The 12033-nt window shown below is 68.8% G+C and carries 10 protein-coding genes; 6 read left to right on the forward strand and 4 right to left on the reverse strand.

Annotation, left to right across the window (positions count from 1 at the left end):
• Nucleotides 1-2: 2 nt before the first annotated feature.
• Nucleotides 3-728, forward strand: coding sequence for a DNA-3-methyladenine glycosylase (locus AC3WMR_RS04745; protein WP_492262826.1), 726 nt, complete (start codon nt 3-5; stop codon nt 726-728).
• Nucleotides 729-768: 40 nt separating this feature from the next.
• Here the strand turns inward: AC3WMR_RS04745 and AC3WMR_RS04750 are convergent, their stop codons facing one another.
• The gene (locus AC3WMR_RS04750) at nt 769-1506 is read right to left on the reverse strand and encodes a PhoP regulatory network YrbL family protein (protein ID WP_492262827.1); all 738 of its coding nucleotides are present in this window, start codon (nt 1504-1506) and stop codon (nt 769-771) included.
• A 154-nt stretch (nt 1507-1660) separates the two neighbouring features.
• Here AC3WMR_RS04750 and AC3WMR_RS04755 point away from each other — a divergent pair, with 154 nt between their 5' ends.
• The 5 genes from AC3WMR_RS04755 (at nt 1661) to phoU (ending at nt 8047) form a co-directional block, all read left to right on the forward strand.
• A complete protein-coding gene (locus AC3WMR_RS04755; protein WP_492262828.1) occupies nt 1661-3061 on the forward strand; it encodes a DNA recombination protein RmuC in 1401 nt (466 codons plus the stop codon).
• 103 nt (nt 3062-3164) lie between these two features.
• On the forward strand, nt 3165-4694 hold the full coding sequence (locus AC3WMR_RS04760; RefSeq protein ID WP_492262829.1) for an amidase: 1530 nt from the start codon (nt 3165-3167) through the stop codon (nt 4692-4694).
• A gap of 74 nt (nt 4695-4768) precedes the next feature.
• Nucleotides 4769-6433, forward strand: coding sequence for an isovaleryl-CoA dehydrogenase (locus tag AC3WMR_RS04765; protein ID WP_492262830.1), 1665 nt, complete (start codon nt 4769-4771; stop codon nt 6431-6433).
• A 41-nt stretch (nt 6434-6474) separates the two neighbouring features.
• Nucleotides 6475-7155: a ribose-5-phosphate isomerase RpiA gene (gene rpiA / locus AC3WMR_RS04770; RefSeq protein ID WP_492262831.1), complete on the forward strand. Its 681-nt coding sequence runs from the start codon at nt 6475-6477 to the stop codon at nt 7153-7155.
• A gap of 160 nt (nt 7156-7315) precedes the next feature.
• Nucleotides 7316-8047 (forward strand): phosphate signaling complex protein PhoU, encoded by a 732-nt coding sequence (gene phoU / locus AC3WMR_RS04775; protein WP_025141156.1) that lies wholly within the window; start codon nt 7316-7318, stop codon nt 8045-8047.
• Nucleotides 8048-8146: 99 nt separating this feature from the next.
• Here phoU and AC3WMR_RS04780 read toward each other — a convergent pair whose 3' ends face one another.
• From AC3WMR_RS04780 to argA, 3 genes are all read right to left on the reverse strand, one after another.
• Nucleotides 8147-10129 carry a phosphocholine-specific phospholipase C gene (locus AC3WMR_RS04780; protein WP_492262832.1) on the reverse strand — a complete coding sequence of 661 codons (1983 nt, stop codon included), beginning with the start codon at nt 10127-10129 and terminating at the stop codon, nt 8147-8149.
• Nucleotides 10130-10267: 138 nt separating this feature from the next.
• The gene (locus tag AC3WMR_RS04785) at nt 10268-10540 is read right to left on the reverse strand and encodes an oxidative damage protection protein (RefSeq protein ID WP_006384045.1); all 273 of its coding nucleotides are present in this window, start codon (nt 10538-10540) and stop codon (nt 10268-10270) included.
• 97 nt (nt 10541-10637) lie between these two features.
• The gene (gene argA / locus AC3WMR_RS04790; RefSeq protein ID WP_025141158.1) at nt 10638-11996 is read right to left on the reverse strand and encodes an amino-acid N-acetyltransferase; all 1359 of its coding nucleotides are present in this window, start codon (nt 11994-11996) and stop codon (nt 10638-10640) included.
• Nucleotides 11997-12033: the final 37 nt, after the last annotated feature.

Consider the following 12033-nt stretch of genomic DNA (forward strand, 5'->3'; position numbering starts at 1 on the left):
CCGTGGCCACCCCGGCCAACCCGGCATCGCGCCGCGCGGGCAACGCGCTGCCCGATGCCTTTTTCAATCGCGACGCCCGTACGCTTGCGCGCGACCTGCTGGGCAAGGTGGTGCGCCACCGGGTCGACGGCCTGTGGCTGTCGGCCCGCATCATCGAAACCGAAGCCTACTACCTGGAAGAAAAGGGCAGCCACGCGTCGCTGGGCTACACGCACAAGCGCCGCGCCCTGTTCATGGACGGGGGCGTGGTCTACATGTATTACGCGCGCGGCGGTGATTCACTTAATTTCAGCGCCGCCGGGCCCGGCAATGCCGTGCTGATCAAGTCCGCCTACCCTTGGTCCGACGCGCTGTCCGGCCCCGACGCGCTGGCGCGCATGCAGCAGCTGAACCCGGATGCGCAAGGGCAGCCGCGGCCGCCGGCCAGGCTGTGCGCGGGCCAGACGCTGCTGTGCCGGGCGCTGGGCCTGAAGGTGCCGGACTGGGATGCGCGTCGTTTCGATCCGCAAGCGCTGTATGTCGAAGACGTGGGCCAGGCGCCCGCGGCGCTCATCAGCACCACGCGGCTGGGCATACCGCCGGGGCGCGACGAACACCTGGAATACCGCTACGTCGATCCGGCCTACGCGGCCTTCTGTACCCGCAACCCTTTGCGCCGGGGGCAGGTGGCGGGGCGTGATTACCAATGGGTGGATCGGGACGGGGCGCTGCTGCCGCACGCGCCCTGAACCGGGCGCTTCGCGGCGCCGGGGCGTTCGACGCGGGTCGTCAGACCTGCGCTTGCGAGCCGTCCTGGGCGGCCGCCCGAAGGGCGGCTTCGCGGGCCCGCCGCGCCATGGCGGCGCGCATGTCGGCATATTTGCGCTGGATGCGCTTGCGGTTCAGCCGTTTGCTCCAGGCATACACCGGCACCAGCGGCAGCACGCCAAAGCCGTCGATCAGGAACAGCCCCGACTTGCCGTCCGCATTCTGGCCACAGGCGATATTGCTGGCCGACAGGTCATGCAGCACGACGTGGGCATCGGCCAGGTCTTCGACGAATTCATCCAGTTGCGCGGACAGGTCCGCGTCCATCTTGCCCTGGCGCGCCAGGTCGGCCACCGTGGGGGCGATATTGCCCTGGCCATCGGTGATCTTTTCGACCAGCAGGCCCAGGCCCAGCGTGGTCTGGGCCACGCCGACGATGCGCGCCATCGGCACCTGCCACACGCCGGACGGGCGCGTGGTGGTGGTGACGTATTCGGTGAATTCGTTCAGGTAGACGCGGTAGGCGCTTTCGCGCTGGTATTGCTTGTACCAGCGCTTGAAGGGGCGCGCTTCCAGGTAGACGGCGCGCGCCTGCATGTCCATCACCTTGACCAGCAGCGAAGGCGCATGGGGGTGTTGGAAGATATGGCGGTCACCGCCGATGGCGACGGGTATCTCGTCATTGAGATTCAAGGGTCCGAAGACGGAGCCGAAGTCGACGGTGGCCGGACAGGATGTGGGGAGATCAGCGGTATTCAACTCATTTTAAGATTTTTATCTGTGTTGTTAACAGTTTAATGCCGTTGCTTGCCATTGGTCTTGCGTTGGGTCGGCCAAGTCGTTTCGGTTGGCTACAGGGGGCAGGGATGCGGCCCTATAATTTCAGTCGGCCGCCGTGGGTGCGGCGTGGGGAATGACCTTGTCCAATGACGTTTTGCTGTGGATTGCCGCCGGTGGCGCGGTGCTGGCTTGCCTGGCCGCCCTGATGGCGTGGCTGTCGCGTCCCAGCCACGATGGCCGGCTGGATGCGTTGCTGGACGGCCTTGAGCGCACCGAACGGGCCTTGCGCGCCGATATCGCCGAGGGCCAGCGCGGCTTGCGCACCGAATTCGCCGAATCCACCCGTGCGCTGCGCCAGGAATTGGCGCAGTCCCACGGCGACCTGCGCGCCGCGTTGACTCGCGACGCCCAGGCGGCCCGCGCCGAATCGGCCGAGTCGCTGGGCCGGTTCGCCACGGGTTTCGGCGAGCAATTGCAGGGGCTTATCCAGATCAACGAGCGTCGCCTGATGGAAGTGCGCACGACGGTGGACCAGCGCCTGCAGGCGTTGCAAGCAGACAACAGTACCAAGCTCGATGAAATGCGCCGCACGGTGGACGAAAAGCTCCATGCCACGCTGGAGCAGCGCCTGGGCGAGTCGTTCAAGCAGGTGTCCGACCGCCTGGAAGCCGTGCACAAGGGCCTGGGCGAAATGCAGGCACTGGCCGCCGGCGTGGGTGACCTGAAGCGGGTACTGACCAACGTCAAGTCGCGCGGCACCTGGGGCGAGGTGCAGCTGGCGAGGCTGATCGAAGACAACATGACGCCCGAGCAGTACGCCAGCAACATCAAGCCGGTGCCGGGCAGCGACGCAGTGGTGGAATTCGCCATTCGCCTGCCTGGCCGCGGCGACGGCGGCGCGCCGGTCTGGCTGCCTATCGACGCGAAGTTTCCCAAGGAAGAATACGAACGCCTGATGGATGCGCAGGACGCCGCCGACGTCGAGGGCGTCAAGGCGGCGGGCGCCGCGCTGGGTAAGGCGGTCGAGGTGCAGGCGCGCCTGATCGCGTCCAAGTACGTGGCGCCGCCGCACACCACCGATTTCGCCATCATGTTCCTGCCCACCGAAAGCCTGTATGCCGAAGTGCTGCGGCGTCCGGGGCTGCTGGATCGGCTGCACGACCTGCGCATCAACGTGGCCGGGCCCAGCAACCTTGCCGCGCTGCTGAACAGCCTGCAGATGGGCTTTCGCACGCTGGCCATCGAGCAGCGTTCGTCCGAGGTCTGGCAGGTGCTGCGCGCGGTCAAGACGGAATTCGGCAAGTTCGGCGACGCGCTGGCCGGCGTCAAGAAGACGCTGGACACCGCCAGCAGCAAGATCGGCCAGACCGAGGTACGCACCCGCGCCATGCTGCGCAACCTGAAAAGCGTCGAGGCGCTGCCGGAAGCGGATGCGCAGCGCCTGCTGGGCGGCGAGGGGCTGGATGCGGCGGATGCCGAACCCGGCAGCGATGCCGAGGGCGAAGGCAGCGCCACGCCGCCGTCTGCGAACTGATCCTGGCGCCTGATCCGACCCCGTTCGCGCTTGTGACCGGGGCGGTCTGTCGATATCCTCATCATTGCGGCAATTCGCCGTCGATATCTGGAGCATCGTAAGCATGGGCACCGCTGACCGACTTGATTCCTCTTCCTTCGACGCGATGGCGCTGGGCGCCGATATCGCCCAGGGAGCCACGACCGCGCTTGCCGCGATGCAGCAAGCCGTGGAAAGGGTGGCGGCGCGCAACCCCGTGATCAATGCGGCCTGCGGCGTGCAGGCCGAACTGGGGCTGGACCTGGCCCGCTCGCTGGACCAGGAACTGGCCGGCCTGACGTCCGCCCAGCGACTGGCATTGCTGCGTGAACGCCCCTTCCTGGGCGTACCCACCTTGCTCAAGGACCTGGGCACCGCCGCGCTGGGCCTGCCCAGCATGATGGGGTCGGTGCTGTACGGCAAGGTCGAATGGTCGGTCGATGCCGACATCGTCAAGCGCTACCGCCGCGCCGGCCTCATTCCGTTCGGCCGCACCACCAGCGCCGAACTGGGCCTGAGCCCCACCACCGAATCGCCCGTCTACGGCGCGCCCACCCAGAACCCCTGGAAGACCGGACACAGCGCCGGCGGCTCCAGCGGCGGCGCGGGGGCGGCGCTGGCCAGTGGCATGGTGCGTATCGCGCACGGCAGCGACGGCGGCGGCTCCATCCGCATTCCGGCCTCGTGTTGCGGCGTGCTGGGCCTGAAGCCCTCGCGCGGCATGATGCCGCTGGGCCCGCTCAAGGGCGAAGGCTGGGGCGGCCTGGCCACCGAACACATGATGACCCTGTCGGTGCGCGATTGCGCCGCCTCGCTCGACATCAGTGCCGGGGCCGACGTGGGCGCGCCGTATGCGTCGCCCGCCAAGCCGCAGGATAGCTATCTGGACATCGTTTCGCGCGTGGGCGCCGACCCGGCGAGCGCGCCGCGCCGCCGCATCGCCTATATCAGCACCACCTACGAAGGCGCGGCGATCGACCCGGAAGTCGCGGCCGCCGTCGAAGAGGCCGCGCGGTTCTTCGCCGGGCTGGGCCACGAACTCGTCACGGCCGCGCCGCCGGTGGGGTCCGAGGAAGTGCTGTCGCCCATGCTGCCGCTGATCGCCAGCGCCGCGGCCAATGCCATCGACAGCTTCGTCGGCGCCCGCAACCGACGCCTGGCCGCCGACGAACTGCAGCCCACCACGCTGGGGGCTCGTGAATATGCGCGTGCCATTTCCGGCGCGCAATACGTGGCCTGCGTGGATGCCTGCCACGAGATCACGCGGCGCATCGGCCGCTTCCTGCATCGCGACGGCGCGCAGGGCCACGACCTGTTCCTGTCGCCGGTGCTGGCGCAACTGCCCGCGCCCATCGGCCGCTATGCCATGGACAATGCCGACTACCTGGCCTACCGTCTGGGCAAGAAGGGCGTGATCGGCTATTCCCCCTTCGCGCCGCTGGCCAACCTGACGGGCATGCCGGCGATTTCCATTCCGTTCGGCCTGTCGGCCGACGGCCTGCCCATCGGCATCCAGGTCATGGGGCCGCTGGGCAGCGAGGCCTGGCTGCTGGAACTGGCCGCCCAGGTCGAAGCCCTGCGGCCGTGGCAGCGGGTGGCACCCATCGCCAGATAGGCTGGGGGGCGCCGGGCAGGGCAATGCCGCGCGCCCATCGCGCGCGGCGCATCAACGCATCGCCGGGAGCCAGCATGACTTCGTTCGCGACCCACACTGTGCTGAACCAGGTTCCGCCCCTGGAAGACTATTCGTTGTACGAGACCGACCCGGCGCTGCGTGACGCCGCGCAGCGCGAGGGCGCGGGCGCCTGGGCCGGCGACCTGGCCGCGCATGGCGCCTGGCTGGGCCGCGCCCAGACGCTGGCCGCAGGCGCCGAGGCCAACCGCTGCCCGCCGCGGCTCCTGGCCTACGACCGCAGCGGCCATCGCATCGACCATGTGCAATTCCATCCGGCCTGGCAACTGCTGATGAGCGGCATCGCGGCGCGCGGCCTGCACAGCCGGGCCTGGGCGCAGCCGGTGCCGGGGGCGCAGGTGGCGCGCGCGGCGGCGTACTTGATGCAGGGCCAGGTCGAGGCCGGCACGCTGTGTCCCACCACCATGACCTTCGCCGCCGTGCCGCTGTTGCAACGCGAACCGGCGGGCGTGGTCGATTACGGCGGCGACTGGCTGCCGGCGCTGTTTTCGCGCGAATTCGATGGCGCCGACGCGCCGCTGGCCAGCAAGCGCGGCGCCCTCATCGGCATGGGGCTGACCGAGAAGCAGGGAGGCTCGGATCTGCGCGCCGTCACCACCCGGGCCGAACCGCTGGGCCCGGCCGGCCGCGGCTGCGCGTACCGTATCGTCGGACACAAGTGGTTCTTTTCGGTGCCGCAGGCCGACGCGCACCTGGTGCTGGCGCAGACGGACGCCGGACTCAGCTGCTTTTTCGTGCCGCGCTGGGTTCCGGGCGGGCCGCGCAACGCCATCCGCATCCGGCGCCTGAAGGACAAGCTGGGCAACCATAGCAACGCCAGCGCCGAGGTCGAGTTCGAAGACGCCTGGGGCGCCATGGTGGGCGAACCCGGGCGCGGCTTGGCGGTGCTGCTGGAAATGGCTGCGACCACGCGGCTCGATTGCGTGCTGGGCAGCGCCGCGCTGCTGCGTCAGGCCGTGGTGCAGTCGCTGCACCATGCGGGTCATCGCCAGGCCTTCGGCAAGCCGCTGCTGGCGCAGCCGCTGATGCGCAACGTGCTGGCCGACCTGGCGCTGGAATCCGAGGCCGCGCAGGCGCTGGCGCTGCGGCTGGCGCGGGCAGTGGACGAGCGCGGCGACGCCGGCGCGCGCGCGTTGGCGCGCGTGGGCACGCCGGCCGCCAAGCTGTGGGTGTGCAAGCGGGCCATCGCGGCAGTGGCCGAATGCATGGAGGCCTGGGGCGGCAACGGCTATGTGGAAGAAGGGCCGATGCCGCGCCTGTATCGCGAAACGCCGGTCAATTCCATCTGGGAAGGCTCGGGCAACGTGATGGCGCTGGACGTGCTGCGGGCGCTGCAGCGCGAACCCGAGGCGTTGCCGGCGCTGCAAGCCGAGTTTGCACCCGCCAGCGGCCAGTATCGAGAATTCGATGCCGCGCTGGCGGCCTGGCGCGCGCTGCTGGCGGACCCGGCCCAGGCCGAGTTCCAGGCCCGCCGCATCGCCTGCGGCCTGGCGCGGCTGTGGCAGGCTGCGCTGTTGATCCAACACGCGCCCCAGGCCGTGGCGCAGGGCTTCGTCGTCAACCGCCTGGGCGCCACGGGCGGCGTCTTCGGCGAGTTGGCGGGGGGCGCCGACGTGGCGGCGATCCTGGCGCGGGCGTGGCCGGCCGCGGCCGCATGCTAAATTTCCCCGCTCTACTCACCTGAATCGCATTTTTTCCCGCCATGCTCACCCAGCAAGAACTCAAGCAGCAAGCCGCCGACGCGGCCCTGGAACTCGTTGAACAGGTCGCCGGCCCCGATGTCATCATCGGCGTGGGCACCGGCTCCACGGCCGATCTTTTCATTGACGGCCTGGCGCGTTTCAAGGGCCGTATCGGTGGCACGGTCGCCAGTTCCGAGCGCAGCGCGGCGCGCCTGGCGGGCCACGGCCTGAAGGTGCTGGACCTGAACGACGTGACCTCCATGCCCCTGTACGTGGACGGCGCCGACGAAATCGACGCCAACCTGCACATGATCAAGGGCGGCGGCGGCGCGCAGACGCGCGAAAAGATCGTGGCCTCGGTGGCCGAGCGCTTCGTCTGCATCGTCGACGAATCCAAGCTGGTGCAGGTGCTGGGCAAGTTCCCGCTGCCGCTCGAAGTCATTCCCATGGCGCGCGAATCCGTGGCCCGCGCCATGGTCGCGCTGGGGGGCCAGCCGCGCCTGCGCGAGGGCTTTGTCACCGATAACGGCAACATCATCCTGGACGTGGCCGGCCTGTCGATCACCGACGCGCCGGGCCTGGAAGCCCGCATCAACAACCTGGCGGGCGTCGTGACCGTCGGCCTGTTCGCCATCGCCGGCGCCGACGTGGCGCTGCTGGCCACGCAAAGCGGCATCCGCCGCCTGGACCGCCGCGCCTGAGCGCGCAGCCGGTGCGCTCCGCCCGCGCTTGCCGGGGGCGGGGCCGCGATTCATAATCCTGTCACACTTGGGTCATAACCTTGCCGGTTGTGCAGGCCCATCTCGAGAAACTCTTTCATATCGGGGCAATGCAATGAGATCAACCACGCAGGGAGCCCGGATGACGGAGCATACAAACAAGCAGTTCGACGCTGATCTGGAAAGCGTCCGTTCGCAGTTCTTGCAAATGGGCGGCGTGGTCGAAGCCATGATCCAGGAGGCCATCGACGCGCTGGCCAGCGGCGATCTGACGCTGGTTGAAAAAGTGCGCGAGCGCGAAAAGGAAGTCAATCGCCACGAAGTGGAGATCGACGAAAGCATCAGCCGCATCCTGGCCCGCCACCAGCCTACCGCCATCGACCTGCGCATGCTGATGGCCGTGTCCAAGATGCTGACCGACATGGAACGCTCGGGCGACGAGGCCGAGAAAGTGGCCACCGTGGCCCGCCGCATCCACGAAGCCGACATGCCGCACATTCCGGTGATCGAACTGCGCCACATGGCCTCCAACGTGCGCACCATGCTGCACCAGGCCCTGGACGCTTTCGCCCGCCTCGACCCGATCCTGGCCGCCGCCGTGGTGCGCAGCGACAAGGAAGTCGACAAGGAATGGAAGGGCGCGCTGCGCCACCTGATCACCTACATGATCGAAGACCCGCGCACCATTTCGCGCGCCATCGACATGATCTTCATTGCCCGCGCCCTGGAACGCATTGGCGACCACGCCAAGAACATGTCCGAACGCGTGATCTACATGGTCAAGGGCGCCGACGTGCGCCACACCGGCGTGAAGAACACCGAGCGCCTGGCGCGCGGCGAAGAAGACACGCCGGCCGAATCGCAGGATTCCTGATCTACGCTAACGCCTTGCCGCAGGCCGGCAAGGCAAGAGAAAACCCCAAGCGCTGGCGTCTTGGGGTTTTTTGTTGGGCGCGCGAAGGGCGCGGCGGGTCTACAGGCTGGCAGTGGCCGCCGACGGCAGTGCGGCGCCCTGGCACAGCCGCGGGTCGGGCACGCCGGACTTGCCGGGGTTGATCCGTCCGGCCAGGCGGCGGCCGAACGTGGGCAGCGCCTGCGCGGTCACTTCCAGGTCGTACCAGCCTTCGCAGCCGGCGTATTTCAGTTCCAGCGCGCCGCCGGCCTGCACGTGCGCCATGGCGCGCCAGCCATCGCCCATGCGCGACTCGATCAGCACCGGCTGGTGCTGGTCGCCGTGGTTGATCAGGCGCAGGCGCACGCCCGAAGTCACCGGCACCAATTGCGTTTCCAGCAGGCCGGCGTCGCGTGCGTCGCCGCGGAACTGGCGATGAAAGCCATCCGGGCCCAGCAGCCAAAGATCGTAGGCGCCATGGGCGTCCAGGCGCCAGCCGTCGTCCAGCCGCGCGCCTGCGCCGATGGTGTAGCGGCGCGGGGCGCGGTCCAGCGCCAGGCGGTCGTACACGTGCAGCACGGCGCCGGCGGTGCCGGGGTTGCGGAAGGTCAGGCGGTAGTGCTCGCCGTCGGCCGTCATGCGGCCCACGGTCTCCAGCGCGTAGGGCAGGGCGCAGGCGTGGCGGATGCTGTCGGCGTGCAGCGAACCGCGGTCGCCCGCGAAGTCGAAGGCCGACGTCAGGTCGCCGGCCACGGCGCGGCGCCAGGCGCTGATGTTGGGTTCGGGCACGCCAAAGCGGGCCTCCAGGAAGCGGATCACCGAGGTGTGGTCGAACACCTGCGAATTGACCCAGCCGCCCCGGCTCCAGGGCGACACCACCAGCATCGGCACGCGCGGACCCATGCCGAAGCCGCGGCCGTGCAGGGCGGGAGGATCGTCCGGAGTGCCGGCGCTGGGACCGTGGCGGGCGTCGTGGTATTCGCCGTCCAGTTCCACCGTCGACAGGCCGCCCGAGTGGCTGCCCGCCTGGCTCCCCTGGGGGCGGGCCGGCGGCGCGGGCGGCGGCATGTGGTCAAAGAAGCAGTCGTTTTCGTCGTAGGTGACCAGGAACACGCAGCCGCTCCAGACGGCGGGGTTGCGCGTCAGGATATCCAGCACCCGTTCGGTATAGGCGCCGCCCTGGCGCGGCGACGAGACTTCCGGATGCTCGGAATCGGCGGTGGGGGCGATGATCCAGGACACCTGCGGCAGCGTCCCCTGGTCCACGTCGCGCGCCAGGTCATCTAGGGTATGGGTCGACAGGGCGCGGTCGCGCAGCGGGGCGTCCACGGCCGTGCTGGCGTGCTGGCGGCGATACTGCCGAAAGCCCGCCAGCGGGTTGTCGTGGAAGTTGTCCGCCATGTCCTGGTAGATGCGCCAGTCGATGCCGGCGGCCTGCAGGCGTTCGGGGTAGGTGGTCCAGCCATAGCCCTGGTCGGCCGGCCCCAGGCGGTCGAACGTATTGACCAGCGCGGGGCCGCCGGCGCGTCCCAGCGGGTCGTTGGTGCCGGTCCACAGGAACAGCCGGTTCGGATTGGTGCCCGCATGGATGGCGCAGTGGTAGGCGTCGCACACGGTGAAGGCATTGGCCAGCGCGGTCTGGAACGGCACTTCGTGGGGCCGGTAGGCGCCCAGGCCCAGGCGGCTCTTGGCGGCCAGCCACTGGTCCATGCGGCCGTCGTTCCAGGCGCGCTGGGCGTCGTCCCAGGTATGCGGGGTGATGTAGCCCACCGGCGTGTGGCTGGCGCATTCGGCGTGCAGCGCATAGGGGCGCAGGGTCTGCCGGCTATGGGCCTGGGTCAGGACGTTGCCGGCGGCCGTGGGCACGGGATGCGGGTCGGCCAGCCCGCGCACGCCCGGCAGGGCCCCGAAATAATGGTCGAAGGACCGGTTTTCCTGCATCAGGATGACGACGTGCCGCACGTCGTCGAGCGTGCCGCGCTTGCGGTCGGGGGCAATGCCCAACGCGCGCCGGATGGCCGGGGGCAGATCGGGCGTGGCGGCGGAACTCGGTTCTTCGTTCATGACAGCATTAATACGGCCTGCGATATCGGAATCTTAAGGCCAGTGCGGGGGCGGGCGGCCGGGCGGGCCGCAAAAGCGCGAAGCCCCTCGCGGGCGAGGGGCTTCACAGGCGTGCCGCGCGCGGCGGCGCGGCGGGGCTCAGGCCGAGGGCGGGACGTAGCCCTGGGCCTCGACGCTGCCGTCCTCGAACAGGAAACGTTCCATTTGCTGCTGCAGGTACTTGCGAGCGCGGGCGTCGGCCAGGTTCAGGCGGTTTTCGTTGACCAGGCGCGTCTGCACCTGCTTCCACTCTTCCCAAGCTTCCTTGGAAATGCTTTGCCAGATACGGGTGCCGAGTTCGCCGGGGTAGGGCGGAAAATCCAGCCCTTCGGCTTCACGCTTCAATTTCACACAGTTGACGGTACGGGCCATGGTTCGCTGCCGGAAAGAATAGGTAATGGGGCATTTTAGCGGGCTTGGCGCGCGGACGGCGCCAAGCCCCTTCGGACCCTGCGGGTAGGGCCGGGCGTTACAGCTTCTTGATGAACACCAGGCTGTTGCGCGAACGGTTGTAGTGGTTCTGCTTTTCGCGCGGCAGGTCGGTGATGCCGCCCTGCACGAACCCGCGCTTCATGAACCAGTGCGAGGTGCGCGTGGTCAGCACGAACAGGCGCTTGGCGCCGGTGGCGCGGGCGCGCGATTCCATGTGGCGCAACAGGATTTCGCCTTCGCCCGAGCCCTGCCATTCGGGGTGGACGATCAGGCAGGCCATTTCGGCCATCTGCTCGTCGGCAAAGGTGTGCAGGGCCGCGCAGCCGTAGATGACGGCGTCGTGCTCGAGCACGGTGAAGTTTTCCACGTCGCGCTCGACCACGCTGCGCGGGCGCGGCACCAGCGTGCCGTCGGCCTCCAGCGGCTCGATCAGGCTGAGGATGGCGCCGACGTCGTCGATGGTGGCCGGGCGCAGGTCGTCCAGGGTGTCTTCGACCACCATGGTGCCCACGCCGTCGTGGGTGAAGATCTCGAGCAGCACGCTGCCGTCCAGCGCGAAGGGCACCAGGTGGGCGCGGGCCACGCCGCGCTTGACCGCCAGCGACGCGTATTGCAGGTAGGCGCCGGTTTCTTCGTCCAGCGAACCGGCGGCCAGCAGGCCGTCGGCATCCACGCGGGCCAGTTCGGTGTCCACCGTGCCGTCTTCGTTCAGCACGCCCTGTCCGCTGGACAGGAAGATCAGTTTTTCGGCGCGCAGCGCCACGGCCACGCTGGTGGCCAGGTCTTCCATGGCCAGGTTGAAGGCGTCGCCCGTGGGCGAGAAGCCCAGCGGCGACAGCAGCACGACCGACGACCCCTTTTCGATGGCGAACTTCAGCGCGTCGACGTCGATCTTGCGCACCTGGCCGGTGTGCTTGTAGTCGACGCCTTCGAGCACGCCGGTGGGGCGGGCGGTGACGAAATTGCCCGAAATGACGCGGATGTGGGCGTGCGACATCGGCGTATTGGGCAGGCCCTGGCTGAAGGCGGCCTCGATATCCAGGCGGATCTCGCCGGCAGCTTCCTTGGCGCATTCCAGCGCGGCGGCGTCAGTGGGCGCCAGGCCGCGGTCGAATTGCTGGGTGAAGCCCTTCAGGCGCAGTTGTTCGTTGACCTGGGGGCGCGAGCCGTGCACCAGCACCAGCCGGATGCCCAGCGAGGACAGCAGCGACAAGTCCTGGACCAGCGCGTTCAGCGCGCCGGCCTGCACCAATTCACCGCCAAACGCCACCACGAAGGTCTTGCCTCGGAACGCATGCACATAGGGCGCCACATCTCGGAACCATCGGACGAACTGGGCAGGGGCGAATTCAGGGGCTTCAAGGGCGGAGACAGTGTCTGGTTCCAGGTCGGGCATGATGGATGGGGCAATTCCTGAGAGTGGCAACAACGCG

The organism is Achromobacter sp. FW305-C-28 (assembly GCF_058783235.1).

What these genes read in the sequence shown, in the direction of transcription:
- rpiA (WP_492262831.1), top strand. Translation starts at nt 6,475, where the DNA reads ATGCTCACCCAGCAAGAACTCAAGCAGCAAGCCGCCGACGCGGCCCTG.
- AC3WMR_RS04755 (WP_492262828.1), top strand. Translation starts at nt 1,661, where the DNA reads ATGACCTTGTCCAATGACGTTTTGCTGTGGATTGCCGCCGGTGGCGCG.
- phoU (WP_025141156.1), top strand. Translation starts at nt 7,316, where the DNA reads ATGACGGAGCATACAAACAAGCAGTTCGACGCTGATCTGGAAAGCGTC.
- AC3WMR_RS04765 (WP_492262830.1), top strand. Translation starts at nt 4,769, where the DNA reads ATGACTTCGTTCGCGACCCACACTGTGCTGAACCAGGTTCCGCCCCTG.
- argA (WP_025141158.1), bottom strand. Translation starts at nt 11,996, where the DNA reads ATGCCCGACCTGGAACCAGACACTGTCTCCGCCCTTGAAGCCCCTGAA.
- AC3WMR_RS04760 (WP_492262829.1), top strand. Translation starts at nt 3,165, where the DNA reads ATGGGCACCGCTGACCGACTTGATTCCTCTTCCTTCGACGCGATGGCG.
- AC3WMR_RS04785 (WP_006384045.1), bottom strand. Translation starts at nt 10,540, where the DNA reads ATGGCCCGTACCGTCAACTGTGTGAAATTGAAGCGTGAAGCCGAAGGG.
- AC3WMR_RS04780 (WP_492262832.1), bottom strand. Translation starts at nt 10,129, where the DNA reads ATGAACGAAGAACCGAGTTCCGCCGCCACGCCCGATCTGCCCCCGGCC.